This window comes from Aeromicrobium sp. UC242_57, assembly GCF_044452305.1.
GTDB lineage: Bacteria > Actinomycetota > Actinomycetes > Propionibacteriales > Nocardioidaceae > Aeromicrobium.
This window is the reverse complement of the sequence record NZ_JBIOAM010000003.1, coordinates 523,968-537,495: the sequence shown is the minus strand read 5'-3', so window position 1 is coordinate 537,495 and position 13,528 is coordinate 523,968. Positions and strand designations below refer to the sequence as shown.

Annotated in this window: 17 protein-coding genes and 4 pseudogenes; 13 read left to right on the top strand and 8 right to left on the bottom strand. The window is 68.4% G+C overall.

Going from position 1 to position 13,528, the window contains the following annotated elements:
• Positions 1-40: 40 nt before the first annotated feature.
• The 7 genes and pseudogenes from ACHMWU_RS13155 to ACHMWU_RS13125 all read left to right on the top strand — a co-directional run bounded on the left by ACHMWU_RS13155 (position 41) and on the right by ACHMWU_RS13125 (position 2,964).
• Complete coding sequence (locus tag ACHMWU_RS13155; protein ID WP_396044306.1) at positions 41-370, top strand: ATP-binding cassette domain-containing protein; 330 nt, start codon at positions 41-43, stop codon at positions 368-370.
• Positions 367-582, top strand: a pseudogene (locus ACHMWU_RS13150) (ATP-binding cassette domain-containing protein); the annotation flags it as partial. The gene ACHMWU_RS13155 and the pseudogene ACHMWU_RS13150, both read left to right, overlap by 4 nt.
• A gap of 14 nt (positions 583-596) precedes the next feature.
• The gene (locus ACHMWU_RS13145; protein WP_396044304.1) at positions 597-1,286 is read left to right on the top strand and encodes a hypothetical protein; all 690 of its coding nucleotides are present in this window, start codon (positions 597-599) and stop codon (positions 1,284-1,286) included.
• The gene (locus ACHMWU_RS13140; protein WP_396046998.1) at positions 1,235-1,534 is read left to right on the top strand and encodes a hypothetical protein; all 300 of its coding nucleotides are present in this window, start codon (positions 1,235-1,237) and stop codon (positions 1,532-1,534) included. The genes ACHMWU_RS13145 and ACHMWU_RS13140 overlap by 52 nt, the downstream gene beginning before the upstream one ends.
• Positions 1,471-1,620, top strand: a complete 150-nt coding sequence (locus ACHMWU_RS13135) for a hypothetical protein (protein WP_396044302.1) — start codon at positions 1,471-1,473, stop codon at positions 1,618-1,620. The genes ACHMWU_RS13140 and ACHMWU_RS13135 overlap by 64 nt, the downstream gene beginning before the upstream one ends.
• A 76-nt stretch (positions 1,621-1,696) precedes the next feature.
• Positions 1,697-2,668, top strand: a complete 972-nt coding sequence (locus tag ACHMWU_RS13130; protein WP_396044300.1) for an FAD-binding protein — start codon at positions 1,697-1,699, stop codon at positions 2,666-2,668.
• A complete protein-coding gene (locus ACHMWU_RS13125) occupies positions 2,587-2,964 on the top strand; it encodes a D-arabinono-1,4-lactone oxidase (RefSeq protein ID WP_396044298.1) in 378 nt (125 codons plus the stop codon). Before ACHMWU_RS13130 ends, ACHMWU_RS13125 begins: the two co-directional genes overlap by 82 nt.
• Positions 2,965-3,217: 253 nt before the next feature.
• Here ACHMWU_RS13125 and ACHMWU_RS13120 read toward each other — a convergent pair.
• Positions 3,218-3,748: pseudogene (locus tag ACHMWU_RS13120) on the bottom strand (bile acid:sodium symporter family protein); the annotation flags it as partial.
• Positions 3,749-3,922: 174 nt separating this feature from the next.
• Between ACHMWU_RS13120 and ACHMWU_RS13115 the strand changes: the two are divergent.
• Positions 3,923-4,654 (top strand): YqjF family protein, encoded by a 732-nt coding sequence (locus tag ACHMWU_RS13115; protein WP_396044296.1) that lies wholly within the window; start codon positions 3,923-3,925, stop codon positions 4,652-4,654.
• 24 nt (positions 4,655-4,678) lie between these two features.
• On the opposite strand, the gene ACHMWU_RS13110 is transcribed toward ACHMWU_RS13115, so the two are convergent.
• On the bottom strand, positions 4,679-5,221 hold the full coding sequence (locus ACHMWU_RS13110) for a phosphotransferase family protein (protein WP_396044294.1): 543 nt from the start codon (positions 5,219-5,221) through the stop codon (positions 4,679-4,681).
• Between the two features lie 229 nt (positions 5,222-5,450).
• On the opposite strand from ACHMWU_RS13110, the gene ACHMWU_RS13105 reads away from it, so the two are divergent.
• From ACHMWU_RS13105 to ACHMWU_RS13095, 3 genes are all read left to right on the top strand, one after another.
• Positions 5,451-6,200 (top strand): YibE/F family protein, encoded by a 750-nt coding sequence (locus tag ACHMWU_RS13105; RefSeq protein WP_396044292.1) that lies wholly within the window; start codon positions 5,451-5,453, stop codon positions 6,198-6,200.
• A gap of 56 nt (positions 6,201-6,256) precedes the next feature.
• On the top strand, positions 6,257-6,691 hold the full coding sequence (locus tag ACHMWU_RS13100; RefSeq protein WP_396044289.1) for a YibE/F family protein: 435 nt from the start codon (positions 6,257-6,259) through the stop codon (positions 6,689-6,691).
• Positions 6,692-6,957: 266 nt separating this feature from the next.
• The gene (locus tag ACHMWU_RS13095; protein ID WP_396044287.1) at positions 6,958-9,081 is read left to right on the top strand and encodes a DEAD/DEAH box helicase; all 2,124 of its coding nucleotides are present in this window, start codon (positions 6,958-6,960) and stop codon (positions 9,079-9,081) included.
• Positions 9,082-9,095: 14 nt separating this feature from the next.
• On the opposite strand, the gene ACHMWU_RS13090 is transcribed toward ACHMWU_RS13095, so the two are convergent.
• The 6 genes and pseudogenes from ACHMWU_RS13090 to ACHMWU_RS13065 all read right to left on the bottom strand — a co-directional run.
• Complete coding sequence (locus tag ACHMWU_RS13090) at positions 9,096-9,653, bottom strand: class I SAM-dependent methyltransferase (RefSeq protein ID WP_396044285.1); 558 nt, start codon at positions 9,651-9,653, stop codon at positions 9,096-9,098.
• A gap of 103 nt (positions 9,654-9,756) precedes the next feature.
• Entirely contained in the window at positions 9,757-9,879 is a 123-nt protein-coding gene (locus ACHMWU_RS13085; RefSeq protein WP_396044282.1) for a hypothetical protein, read from the bottom strand.
• Complete coding sequence (locus tag ACHMWU_RS13080) at positions 9,848-10,177, bottom strand: hypothetical protein (RefSeq protein WP_396044280.1); 330 nt, start codon at positions 10,175-10,177, stop codon at positions 9,848-9,850. Before ACHMWU_RS13080 ends, ACHMWU_RS13085 begins: the two co-directional genes overlap by 32 nt.
• A gap of 29 nt (positions 10,178-10,206) precedes the next feature.
• A pseudogene (gene rnhA / locus ACHMWU_RS13075) lies at positions 10,207-10,660 on the bottom strand (ribonuclease HI).
• 42 nt (positions 10,661-10,702) lie between these two features.
• Positions 10,703-11,776, bottom strand: coding sequence for an MFS transporter (locus ACHMWU_RS13070; RefSeq protein WP_396044278.1), 1,074 nt, complete (start codon positions 11,774-11,776; stop codon positions 10,703-10,705).
• A gap of 121 nt (positions 11,777-11,897) precedes the next feature.
• Positions 11,898-12,068 (bottom strand): annotated as a pseudogene (locus ACHMWU_RS13065) (MFS transporter); the annotation flags it as partial.
• Positions 12,069-12,284: 216 nt separating this feature from the next.
• On the opposite strand from ACHMWU_RS13065, the gene ACHMWU_RS13060 reads away from it, so the two are divergent.
• Together ACHMWU_RS13060 and ACHMWU_RS13055 are read left to right on the top strand one after the other, a co-directional pair.
• Positions 12,285-13,022 carry a TetR/AcrR family transcriptional regulator gene (locus ACHMWU_RS13060; RefSeq protein WP_396044276.1) on the top strand — a complete coding sequence of 246 codons (738 nt, stop codon included), beginning with the start codon at positions 12,285-12,287 and terminating at the stop codon, positions 13,020-13,022.
• Between the two features lie 5 nt (positions 13,023-13,027).
• Positions 13,028-13,507, top strand: a complete 480-nt coding sequence (locus tag ACHMWU_RS13055) for a DUF2510 domain-containing protein (protein ID WP_396044273.1) — start codon at positions 13,028-13,030, stop codon at positions 13,505-13,507.
• Positions 13,508-13,528: the final 21 nt, after the last annotated feature.

Sequence of the window (13,528 nt, the reverse complement as noted above, 5' to 3'; positions counted from 1 at the left end):
CGACGATGCGCGCGATCCTTCTGACCTCATGGGAGCGCACATGCGCACTTCGATATCTGTCAACGATCTCCACTTCTCCTGGCCCGACGGGACGACGGTCTTCGAGGGCCTCGACCTGTCGATCGGTCCCGGCCGTCACGGCTTCGTGGGACGCAACGGCTGCGGCAAGTCGACCCTGCTGCGGCTCCTCGCCGGAGCACTGACCCCTGAGGCCGGGGCGATCCTGGTCGACGGCACCCTGGCCTACCTGCCGCAGGATCCCGGCAGCGACCCCACCCGCACGGTGGCCGAGCTGCTCGGCGTCGCCGGCACGCTCGCGGCGCTGGCTCGCATGGAGTCCGGCGACGTCCGGCCAGAAGACTCGACCTGATCGGGGACGACTGGGACATCGCCGAACGCACGACGGCCGAGCTTGGCCGTCTGGGGCTCGACCACGTCACGCTGGACCGGACGGTCGACAGCGTGTCCGGGGGCGAGCTGGTGCTGCTGAGCCTGACGGCGTTGCTGCTGCACAGGCCGTCGGTGCTGCTGCTCGACGAGCCGACCAACAACCTCGACCTGGCGGCCCGCCGCCGGCTGATCGACGTCATCGGGTCGTGGCGCGGCACGTTGGTCGTGGTCAGCCACGACCGCGAGCTGCTGAACGTCATGGACGACATCGGCGAGCTGCGACAGGCTCAGCCGCACAGTCCGCACACCGTAGCTGGTACGGCGGCGGGTACGACGACTACGAGGCGGCCATTGCCGCCGAGCAGGAGGTCGCCGAGCGAACGGTCCGAGCCGCCGAGGCGGATGTCCGTGCGCAGAAGCGGGAGCTCGCGGAGGCGCAGACCAAGCTGGCACGCAGCGCCCGGCAAGGTCGCCAACAGGCCGACAGCCTCCCGAAGATCTTGGCCGGTGCCCGCAAGCGCGCCGCCCAGGAGACCGCTGGCCGGGTCACCGGAGTTCACCAGGACCGGCTCGCAACCGCCACGAGCCAGCTCGACGAGGCCGAGGCACGGCTGCGCGACGACGCCGAGATCCGCATCGACCTGCCTGCCACCGCGGTGCCGCCATCGCGCTCGGTGCTGTCGGCGGTGTGCCTGCGCCCACCTCACGGCAGCGTGACCCTCGACCTCGACATCCGAGGCCCTGAACGGATCGCGCTGACCGGCGCCAACGGGACCGGCAAGACATCGGCACTGCGCACGATCATCGGCGAGCCGCCCCGCTCGACGGCTCGGTGCACGTCGCGGTGCCGTTCCGCTACCTGCCCCAACGCATCGACGTGCTCGACGAGTCGCTGACCGTCGCCGAGAACATCGCCCTCAGCGCGCCGGACAGCTCGGAGACCGAGCGCCGTTCGCGGTTGGCCAGGTTCTTGTTCCGGGGTCGGGCCGCCGATCAAGCCGCCTCGACGTTGTCGGGCGGCGAGCGGCTGCGCGGACGCTGGCCTGCCTGCTGCTGGCTGAGCCCGCGCCCCAGCTGCTCGTGCTCGACGAGCCCACCAACAACCTCGACCTGCCGAGCGTGCGTCACCTGGTCGAGGCCCTGAGGTCGTTCAAAGGGGCGTTGCTCGTCGTCAGCCATGACGAGCGGTTCCTCGACGACCTCGACCTCACCCGTCGGATCGAGGTGTGACCCAGCCCGGGACGTCATCCCGGATGCGTCAACGTACGTACTGTCGTGATGACCTCCCGAGGCGCACACTGAACGGGTGAGCGACACCAACTGGGCTGGAAATCTGACGTATCGAGCAACGCACGTGCACCGGCCGACCAGCGTCGAGCACTTGCAGGACCTCGTCGTTGCCGCCCAGCAGGCCCGGGCGATCGGCAGCCGGCACTCGTTCAACGCGATCGCCGACACGCGTGGCGTGCATGTCGACGTGTCGGGGCTGCCCGACCGCTTCGACCTCGACGAGCAGGCTCAGACGGTGACTGTCCCGGCCGGTCAACGTCACGGCGAGCTCGTCGAACGCCTCGACCGGGCTGGTTGGGCGTTGCACAACCTCGCGTCACTGCCGCACATCTCGGTGGCGGGGGCCGTGGCCACCGGCACCCACGGTTCGGGTGACCGCAACGGCAGCCTCGCCTCCGCCGTCGCAGGCCTCCAGCTCGTGACGGCCGCCGGCGAGCTGCTCGACATCGCGCGCGGTGACGACGACTTCGACGCCATGGTCGTCTCGCTCGGAGCCCTCGGCATCGTCACCTACGTGACGCTCGACGTCCAGCCGACCTTCGACGTCCGCCAGGACGTCTTCGAGCACCTGCCCTGGGCCGACGTCATCGAGCACTTCGACGAGATCACCGCGAGCGCCTACAGCGTCAGCATGTTCACCGACTGGGGCGACGACATCACGTCGGTGTGGCTCAAGTCGCGCGCCGGAATCCGCAGCGAGCTCTTCCGGCGCAGCTCCGGCGACCGCCGAGGCTGCATCCGCTGCCCGGTATCGACCCCGGCGCCACGACCAGGCAGCTGGGCGTCCAGGGACCGTGGTGGGACCGGCTGCCGCACTTCCAGCTCGCCTTCACCCCGAGCAACGGCGACGAGCTGCAGACCGAGTACCTCGTCCCGCGCGCGCACGCGGCCGAGGCCATCGCCGCCGTGCGCGGACTCGCCACCAGCATTCGTCCCCTGCTGCTGGTGTCGGAGATCCGCACTGTTGCGGCCGACTCGCTGTGGCTGAGCCCCAGCCACACCACCGACTGCGTCGCGCTGCACTTCACGTGGCGACGAGACGTCCCGGCGGTAACAACATTCCTGCCCTCGCTCGACGACGCACTCGCGCCCTACGCGGCACGACCCCACTGGGGCAAGCTCTTCGTGACCGAACCCGGGCGGCTGCAGGAGGCCTATCCGCGGCTGCGCGAGTTCGGTGGCCTCGCCGACCGGCTCGACCCGACCGGGACGTTCCGCAACGAGCAGACCGATGAGTGGCTAGGCCGGGGTGCTGCTGGTGCTGGCGTTGACGGTGCGTCGTGACAGCACGTACCCCCACAGTCCGGCGAAGGCGAACATGAAGATCGAGTAGACCGCTGCCGGGATCGAGATCTCCGTCGTGTCGAGCACCTCGACCGCGATGTAGATCGCGAGCGTCGCATTGTGCACGCCGATCTCCATGGACGACGCGATCGCCTGCGACTCCGTGACCCCCCAGCGCCTTCGGCACGACGTAGCCGACGACCAGGCTGATCGCGCAGAACAGACCCGTCGCGAGTCCGACGTCACCGATGTACTCGCCGATCTTGTCGCGCTGGTCGACGCCGATGCCGATCACCAGGACGGCCAGGATGACGGCTGAGCCGATCCGCACGGGCTTGTCGGCGCGGGCTGCGAAACCGGGACGGGCCGACCGGACGAACATGCCGAGCACCACCGGCACGAGCACGACGGCGAAGACCTCGACGACCTTCGTGAACTGCAACGACACCGAGTCCTCGCGGTCGTAGTAGGCGATCGCGAGATTGGTGATGATCGGCAGCGAGAAGATCGCGATGATCGAGTTGATCGCCGTCAAGGTCACGTTGAGCGCGACGTCGCCATGGAAGAGGTGGCTGAACAGGTTGGCGCTGGTGCCTCCGGGCGACGCTGCCAGCAGCAGCATGCCGATGCCCAGCAGCGGTGGAAGGTCGAGCAGCAGCACCAGGCCGAAGCACACCAGCGGCAGCAGCAACAGCTGGCAGGCCAGAGCGATGAACACCGCTCGCGGGTGCTGCCGGACCCGGCGGAAGTCGTCGACCGTCAGCGAAAGACCGAGGCCGAACATGATGATGCCGAGCGCCAGTGGGAGACCGACCGTCGTCAGAGCTGAGTCCATCCCGACACCCTAGGGGTGATCTGGGTCACAGCGCATCTGCATCGACACCTGTCCCCTCGGCACGTGACTCGTTCGGCACTGACTCACCCAGCGCATTCGTCGCACACCGTCGAGACTGGAGACGTGCCCTTCGAGCCGCTCGCACCCCCGGTTGACGGCCTCCGCATCATGCGCCAGGAGTGGAACCGGATCACCTTCATCCACTGGGCTGTCGACCCCGACCTCGTGGCCCCGCTCCTGCCAGCCCTGGCCCGCCCGGACGTCGTGGACGGTGTCACGTATGTCGGTCTGATCCCGTTCGAGATGAATCAGGCCAGCTTTGGACGCGGACCCGCCGTGCCGTTCTTGGGCGACTTCGCCGAGACCAACGTGCGCCTCTACTCCGTCGATCCGCAGGGCCGTCATGGCGTCGTGTTCCGGTCGCTCGAGACATCGCGCCTCATGGTGGCACTGGGCGCGCGTGCGGCCTTCGCCACGCCCTACATGTGGGCGCGGATGCGCATCCGGCACGACGGCGACGAGATCGAGTACTCGTCCCGGCGTCGGTGGCCCGGCCCGCTCCACGCCGGCGGAACCATCCGAGCGCGCCTGGGGGCGGCCGTCCAACGGCCCGACCCCGTCGAAGAGTTCGTCACCGCCAGGTTCGGGCTGCACACCAGGTGGCTGGGTCACACCCTGTGGATCCCGAACCACCACGAGCCGTGGCCGCTGCGCCGCGCGGAACTGACGGAGCTCGACGACACTCTCGTGTCGGCGGCTGGTCTGCCCGGTGTGATCGGTCGTGCACCCGACTCGGTGCTGCACTCCGACGGCACCCGGACGACGTTCGGACGTCCGCAGCTCGTCAGACGATGATCCGGCGCTGTCCGACCGACCAGGTCACAGCGCAGCATCAATCGCCGGGATCCTGGCCCGGAACGCCTCGACCCGATCACGGGTGCGCTGCGGCTCGCCGACCTTGGCGAGGTTCAAGAAGCCCTGGTCGCCGCGAGCCTGCCCCGCCTCGATCCGGTCAGCGGCCATCGACATCCGTTGGACAACCGCGTCGAGGACCGTCATCGGGCCCCACTCCCCATAGGCCTCGACCAAGATGTCGAGACGCCGGACGACATCGTCGAGAGGAATCTCGCGATACAACGGAATCGCCGTCCAGGCCAAGAACGCCAGGTCGTCGATCGGGCGGCCCGGCCCGGCCAGGTCCCAGTCGATCATCGCGACGAAGTGCCCGCTCTGGATGATCCAGTTGTACGCGCCAGGGTCGTTGTGGCAGATGATCTGGCTGTCGTCGAGCACCGCCTCGCCGGTGCGCCACGTCCGGGCGCCCTCCGGCCGGAAGCCGTCGACGATGTCGTGGAAGTCGCGCAGCCAGGTGACTGCCTCCTCCAGGACGGAGTCGAGCACCACCTCCGCATCGATCGGCACACCGCGGCCCTCGACGTACTCAGGACCTCGCGACCGTCCTCGCTCATGCCGTGCACGGTCGGGATCGCCCCCAGGCCCTGAGCACGGAGATAGGTCGACAGCCGTGGACTGCTGGAGTCCACGGACCGCTCGGCCGCCTCACAGTTCGCCCGACCCGTGTCGCGCCGCTCATGGCGCCGGGCAGATGCTCCGTGTCGTTGCTGTCGTCCTGCTCTGGCACCCTTTCATCGTGGCACATTCGCATTCGCACTCGCACTCCACAGTCGACCCCGGTCCGCCCCGGCGACAGCTGGCCATCACGTTGACGATCGTCGTGCTGACGATCGCCGCAGCCGCGCTGGCCGCGATGATCGCCCTGTGGCCCGACAGCGATGCCGTGCCGCGCGGCCAGAACCCCTATGGCGCCGACGGGGTCAGCACCGTCGATGCGACCGTCACGAAGGTCAGCCCGTTCAACTGCCACAGCGGCGGCGCTGGACCCGACGGCAGCATCGAGATCGCCGGAGACTGCGCCAAGGTCACCGCGGACGTGGACGGTGGAAGCGGCACGTTCAGCCTCGACGCCTCCCGCTACAAGGCCGGCATCGAGCCTGGCGACAAGATCCGGTTGATCCGCATCGAGCCGCAAGGCCAGGAGGCCTCCTACGAGTTCCTCGACTTCAAGCGAGGCATGCCCCTGACCGCGCTGGCGCTGATCTTCGGCGTGCTCGTCATCGCGATCGCCAGGTGGCGGGGGCTGTTCGCGATCGTCGGCATCGGAGTCACCCTGCTCGCGCTGACCAAGTTCATGCTGCCGGCCTTTCTCGCGGGTGAGAATCCGCTCGCGGTCGCCGTCGTCGGCTCCACGGTCATCATGCTGATCGTGCTCTACCTCGCGCACGGCGTCTCGATCCGGACGACCTCGGCGCTGTTCGGCACCCTGGTCGGCATCGCGATCACGGCACTCATCGGTGTCGTGGCCACCGACTGGACCCGCTGACCGGCATCGGCTCAGAAGACGACCAGCGACTGCTCGCGACCGTCCCCAACGTCTCGTTGTCGGGCATCGTCGCCGGAACCATGGTCATCGCCGGCCTCGGCGTCCTCAACGACGTGACGGTCACCCAGGCCAGCGCGGTCTGGGAGATGCGGGCCCTCAAGCCGGCCGCACGCGGCGCCGAGCTGTTCGCCTCGGCGATGCGGATCGGCCGCGACCACATCGCGTCGAGCGTCTACACGTTGGTCTTCGCCTACGCCGGATCGGCCATGACGATCCTGCTGCTCGCCTCGGCCTACCAGCGCGGGCTCGCCGACATCGCGACGACCGAGGAGATCGGCCAAGAGATCGTCCGCACACTGGTGGGCGCGATCGGGCTCGTGCTCGCAGTGCCGATCACGACCCTCTTCGCCGTGTGGCTCGCGCCGACCCGGGTCGTCGAACAGGTCACGACCCGCAGCGCAGGGCGACGTGCAGGACCCGTCGGAGGATGACCCGTGGCGCGTTTCGACGCCCGAAACCGGGGGCTTCGCAGGCAAGATGACCCCTGCGGGGGTACCATGGTGGCGACGCCGAACCTTGCAGCGTCGCTCACCGAGCGACATCGACTGCCCAGGGCCGTGACGCGACATCTGATCCTGAGATCAGTTCGCCGCAGGTCAACCGTCCGCCGTAGCTGTGCCTGTCACCCAGGTCCACCAGCGGGAACGGCGTCGGCAGATTGTCGGGCACCCGCCCGACACTCCAACAGGAGGATCTCTTGGCTCGACGAGGCCAGCGGCAGACCGGCAACACACGCACGGCACCCCGCCAGCAACGTGCTGCCCGACCGCTCGAAAAGGGCGACATCATCCGGGTGCTCGCGCGCGCCGTGCGCGAGGTCGAGGCCAAGGCACAGCGTGGCCCGTTGACCGCTGCCGGCCGCACCAAGTTCCAGGTCGTCGCCCTGCTCGTGCGTGAAGAGCGCACCCGCGTCAAGAACCAGAAAGACATCTCCGAACCGCAGCGCGCCGAACAGCTCAAGCGCCTCGACGGTGTCGCCACGATCCTGGCCCAGACCGTCGCCCTCGACCCCACGGTCTACCCCCTCCTCGACGAGAACGCGGTCTTCACCGACGCCGCCGACACCCTGCGCACCGAGATGCTCCAGGCCGCTGGCATCGAGCAGGCCACCACGACCAAGGCCGCCGACGACGACGTGACACCCGCTGCCGCCGAGCGCCGCGTCGTTCCCCAGTCGGTCATCTCCCGCCAGCTCGCCAACCCGTTCCTCGCCCCCGACTTCTCCGCAGTCACCCAGCGCGCCGACAGCCCCAAGCGCCTGTCGACCTGGGAGCTGTTGGGCCCCCTGTTCCGCGCCTTCGAGTACGGCGGATCGTCCTCGTGCATGCCGCTGCCTGAGCCCGGCTTCCTGATGACCCCCGGCGGCCTGGAGCTCATGCCCCACCAGGCCCAGGTCGTGGCAGCAGCCGCTGAAGGCCACCGCACGTTCCTGCTCGCCGACGAGCCCGGTCTCGGCAAGACCGCACAAGCCCTCCTCGCAGCCCACGCCGCCGATGCCTACCCGTTGCTGGTCGTCGTGCCCAACGTCGTCAAGACCAACTGGGCGCGTGAGGCCGATCTGTGGACTCCCAGCCGCAAGGCCACCGTGATCCACGGCGACGGCGACTCGATCGACGGCTTCGCCGACATCGTCGTCGTCAACTACGAGGTGCTCGACCGGCACGTCGGCTGGCTGGGCGACTTCGGCTTCCGCGGCATGGTCGTCGACGAGGCGCACTTCATCAAGAACAAGTCATCGCAGCGTTCGCAGCACGCCCTCGAGCTGTCCGAGCGCATCCGCAACCGCACCGCCCGACCGCTGCTCATGGCGCTGACCGGCACACCTCTGATCAACGACATCGAAGACTTCCGGGCGATCTGGCAGTTCCTGGGCTGGATCGACGACAAGAAGCCCCTGGCCGAGCTCATGGAGAAGCTCGAGGCGACGGGCCTGTCCCCCGCCGACCACGGCTTCTACTCAGCCGCCCGCACCAGCGTCATCAGCATGGGCATCGTGCGTCGCCGCAAGGTCGACGTCGCCGCCGACATCCCGGCCCGCCGCATCGCCGACCTGCCCGTCGAGCTCGACGACGCGATCGGACGCTCGATCCGCGACTCCGAGCGCGAGCTGGCTCGCCGACTCGTCGCCCGCTACGACTCGGCACTCGAGACCCGTTCGGCCGGTGTCGTCGTCGACGGCATCGACCACGACCTGGTCCGCCGCGTCGCCACGTGGGAGCGCGAGGACACCGACAACGAGAAGACCGGCGAGAACGTCTTCACGATGATGCGCCGCATCGGTCAGGCCAAGGCCGGGCTCGCGGCCGACTACGCCGCCCAGCTGTCGCGCAACGTCGGCAAGGTCGTCTACTTCGCCAAGCACATCGACGTCATGGACGTCGCCGAAGAGACCTTCGCGAAGCGCGGGATCAAGTTCACCTCGATCCGGGGCGACCAGAGCGCCAAGGCCCGCCAGGCCGCGATCGACGGATTCACGAACGACGAAGACGTCGAGATCGTGGTCTGCTCACTGACCGCCGCGGGTGTCGGCCTCAACCTGCAGGTCGCCTCCAACGTCGTGCTCGCCGAGCTGTCGTGGACCGACGCCGAGCAGACCCAGGCGATCGACCGCGTGCACCGCATCGGTCAGGAAGAGCCCGTCACCGCGTGGCGCATCATCGCGGCGCAGACGATCGACGGCAAGATCGCCGAGCTCATCGACAGCAAGGCCGGCCTCGCCGCCCGTGCGCTCGACGGTTCTGACGAAGAGGTCTCGTCGTCTGCCGACATCCAGCTCGAGGCGCTCGTCGCCCTGCTCACCGAGGCGCTGGAGAGCCGCTGACGTCGGCGGGCTGATCAGCGACGAGCAGCCCGTCCCGACGAGATGAACGCCCACGGGCGCAGCATCGCCGGGCCGGGCAGGTAGTGCTGATCCAGCTCGGTCACCTCGAACCCGGCCACACGCAGCAGCTCGGGCACGTCCCGCGTCAGGTGACAGCCGCCCGCCAGCTGCTTCTGAACCGGCTCCCATCGTCGCTGCGCCCTGGCGACTCCCTTGGCCGGCGCGAGGCCATGCTCGAGGAAGACCACGGCTCCACCTGGCCGCAGCACCCGGTGCGCCTCCCGGAGCGCGAGCGCGACATCAGGGATCGTGCACAGCGTGAACGTTGTCAGGACGGCGTCGAACGACTCGTCCGACTCGGCGAGCGCCTGCCCGTCGAGCCCAGACCTCACGATTGGCACACGCGACGAGGTCCGCCGCTCGGTCGACAACTGCCAGGCGAGATCAGATGGTTCGACCGCTGAGATCGAGGTGACCGAATCGGGGTACAGGCCGACGTTCAGCCCCGAGCCGAAGCCGATCTCCAGGACCCGGCCGTCGAGGCGTTCGCAGGCACGCTGACGTTCTTTCATCACGGGTCCCGTCGACAGCGAACGGTCTACGAGCCGCGGAAGCACATGATCGCTCCACCAAGCCATGGACTGAGAGTATGGCCCTCGTCAAGAGCCGACGGCCTCAGACGAGCAGCCTCCGGACGCCGGCACGCGCCAGCAACAGGGTCAAGATCAGTGCGGTGACGGACCAGAATCCACCCAGGCTGACCGAGTCACCGAACAGCAGATTGACGAGCTCGAGCACCACGAACTTGCTGCCCGCAGCGACCACCCAGATCAACAGCGCGACACCTGCCTTGCCCCGCGCGTTCGAGGCGGCCCGCAGCCGGGCTGAGCCGGTCCTTGAGCGCCAGGACGACCTCGAGCGCGATCTTCAGGAGCACCGCGGTCAGCAGCGACAGCGTGAATCCCTCGCTGATGACCTGCGGGACGTACTCGACGGCGAGGTTGAGCACCACGACATAGACGAAGACGTCCACGATGTCGCTGGGCCGCGCGCGGGCCCACCGCCGGATCGGGCCGGGTCGTCTCTCGGTGCTCACCGCGTCAGCATGACAGGTCGTGCGGTGCGTCAGCGACTACCCGAGGCCTCGGTCAAGCCCTTGGTGGCCAGCTGGTCCGCAAGCTCGTTGTCAGGAACTCCTGCGTGCCCCTTGACCCAGAACCACTCGACGTCGTGGCCGTCGCAGGCCGCCTTGAGCCGCTTCCACAGGTCGACGTTCTTGACCGGCTGCTTCGCTGAGGTCTTCCAACCGTTCTTCTCCCAGCCGGCCATCCACTGCGTGATACCGCCCCGGACGTAGGTGCTGTCGGTGTGGATGTGCACCGTGACCCGGCGGGTGAGCGCCTCCAGGGCCATGATGGGCGCCGTCAGCTCCATGCGGTTGTTGGTCGTCTCCTCGGGCTCACCACCGAACATCTCGCGCACGTGGTCGCCCATGCGGAGCACGGCCCCCCCAGCCGCCGGGGCCGGGGTTGGGACGACAGCCGCCGTCGGTATGGATGATGACGGTCTGATCGCTCACGGAACCATCTTGCCGGATCACCCCTGCTCCCCCGCCGCGGCGTCAGCCCACCAGGTCTGGCTGCTCCTCGGTCGTCGTCGAGCTGGTCAGCGTGCGACCGCCGATGATCGTGATCACGGCGACGAGTCCGGCCAGGATCGCGAAGCCGATGCGCTGGCTGTGCAAGAACTCGTTCGTGACGGCTTCGGTCCACCGGCCGGTGGGCAGGCTAGCACCCATCACGGTCGCGGTGACCGTGCCGATGACGGCCACGCCGACAGAGTTGCCGAGCTCTTGGGCGGTGTCGTTGAGCGCAGAACCGAGCGAGGTGTGGTCCTTGGGCAGTGCCTCGATCAGCGCGACCGCGCAGGTCGTCATGACCAGCCGCATGCCCACCGCCAGGACGAGCAGTCCGACCGCGAAGCCTGGATAGCTCGACATCGAGACGATCAGGATCAACAACGACGCGATCAGGGCGCCGCAGCCGGTCAGCGCTGTGCGGCGGTGCCCGAACCTGTCCATCAGGACATCGGTCAGCGGCGAGGCCAGGAACATCCCGGCGACGAGCGGCAGGGTGCCGAGGCCCGCCATCATCGGGCTCCACCCCCACGCGTACTGGAACAGCTGGGTGCTGGCGAAGCTGACGCCGACCATCGCGACCATGACCGACGTCTGCAGGAGGGCGCTGCCGCGCACGGTGGGCCGAGCGAACATCGTCAGGTCGAGCATCGGATCGATCGCCGTGCGCTCGCGACGCACGAAGGCCGCTCCGGCGATGACTGCCACTGCGGCGGTGCCGAGCGTCTGCCAGGCGAACCAGCCTTCTTGCACGGCCAAGGTGAACGTGAACAGTCCACAGGCGATCGTGGTCACCGACAGAGCCGCACCAGGTAGGTCGACGTCACCGAAGCGGCGGTCGGCCCGTTCGTCGGGGGCGATGCCGTGCCGCACGCCCCACCAGGCAATGACTGCGACGGGGGCATTGGCGACCATGAGGACCTGCCAGGGCATGTGCTCGACCGCGAGGCCGCCGAGCGCGGGTCCGATCGCGACGCCGACCATCGCGACGCTGACGATCAGCCCGATCGCACGGCGGCGCAATGCCGGATCTTCGAACAACCGGAACACCAGCGACATGGTCCCCGGCGCGATCAGCGCGGCGAAGGCACCGCACAGTGCACGGATCGCGACGAGCTTGCCAGGCCGACTGGGCGGCGAGGACCAGCAACGAGCTTGCTCCGAAGCCGGCCAGCCCCCATAGGAGCATCCGGCGTCGGCCGAGCTTGTCGCCGAGGGTCCCGCCGATCAGCAGCAGACCGCCGAAGGTCAGTGAGTATGCACCGACGATCCACTGCAGGCCTGTCGGACCGACCGCCAGGTCGCGGCCGATCGTCGGCAGGGCGACGTTCAGGATCGAGTTGTCGACCATCTCGACGAGCATCGTCAGGCACAGCGCGAACAGCGCTGGTGCGGCGGCGCGCAGCGAGGCTGGCGGCACCGAAGTAGTAGGTGAAGTCATGGGTTCCTCCTTGGAACGAGAACGAGAACGCTATATCGAACAACGTTCGATCGAACACTGTTCAAGAATAGAACATCGTTCGATCCTGTCAACCCTCCGGCTCGTGTGACCTGTATCGTGTGGCTCGTGCCAGCCAAATCGTCCAAGACGCCACGTCGCGCCACCCACTCCCTCGAGCAGATCCTGTCCACCGCGATCGAGATCCTCGACCGCGAAGGCAGCAAAGGCCTCACGCTGCGCCGACTGGCCGGCGAGCTGGGCGGCGGGCTCGGCAGCATCTACTGGTACGTCGACGGCAAGGACGAGATGCTTAGCCTGGCGTGCGACGCCTTGGTCGGCAGAGCGCTGGTCGCCGCCGAGACGCACACGTCCGACGGACCCGCTCTGGAGACTGATGATCCGGTGATCGTCGAGGCCATCGGCGATCTACGACGCACTGCGATGGCGCTGTTCGACCAGACACAGATCCACCCCTGGCTCGCGCCCCAGCTGCACGCCCAAGGTGCTGCCACTCCCAACTCGCTGCGCTACTGGGAACGACTCGGACGCCCATTGGCGCGCATCGGCCTGACGCCCACGCAGCAGTTCAACGGCAGCACCGCACTCAGCGGCTACGTCACGGGCGTCGCCGCCGAGATGTCCGCTCAAGACCTCCATGCCGACCCGCACCGGCCCAAGGCCGAACGGCTCGACGAGATCGTCAGTCAGTGGCTCGCGTCGGATCCCGACGAGTTCTCCTGGCTGCACTCCATGGCCGACGAGTTCCGCCGACACGACGACGATGAACAGTTCGCCGCCGGCCTCGACCTGCTGCTGGGCGGACTGGTCCGGCAAGCCCTCGCACGGTCGACAGACCGGGACTGAGCTGCATGAACTTGCCCCCTGCTGCCTGGTACCCGGACCCGTCGCGCCGGCGCGAGCTGCGCTTCTGGGACGGCACCCAGTGGACCGAGCACGTTGCCTCCGCCGGCACGACTGGCGTAGACCCGCTGCCGCAGCCCGCTCTCCTGCCGTCTCGACGACCGCGCCGGTCCCGACACCTCGGCTGGCTGGGTCTCGTGGTGATCGCCCTGGCGGTCACCTTCATCGCGGTCCCCGGCGTGGCTTTCGCGCGTGCTGCTTCATCACCCGGAGTCGAGCGAGAGCGGCCGTACGGAGGCGACGCTGCCTCCCCACGAGAAGTGGGGCATCTACATCGACGATGCCGACAACAGCGGATACTTCTTGAGGTGCACCGCAGTCGACCCCGATGGCGAACAGATTCGCATGCGTTCTCCTGGGTGGAGCGTCAGCTGGTCCGACTCCCGAGTCGCTCGACCTGGTCTTCGACACTGGGAGCGGGCGGTTGACCTTCAGCTGCGCATCCTCTG

Coding starts and splice junctions, on each gene's coding strand:
- ACHMWU_RS13155 (WP_396044306.1), top strand. CDS start 41: ATGCGCACTTCGATATCTGTCAACGATCTCCACTTCTCCTGGCCCGAC.
- ACHMWU_RS13055 (WP_396044273.1), top strand. CDS start 13,028: ATGAACTTGCCCCCTGCTGCCTGGTACCCGGACCCGTCGCGCCGGCGC.
- ACHMWU_RS13090 (WP_396044285.1), bottom strand. CDS start 9,653: ATGAAAGAACGTCAGCGTGCCTGCGAACGCCTCGACGGCCGGGTCCTG.
- ACHMWU_RS13070 (WP_396044278.1), bottom strand. CDS start 11,776: ATGTCGCTGGTGTTCCGGTTGTTCGAAGATCCGGCATTGCGCCGCCGT.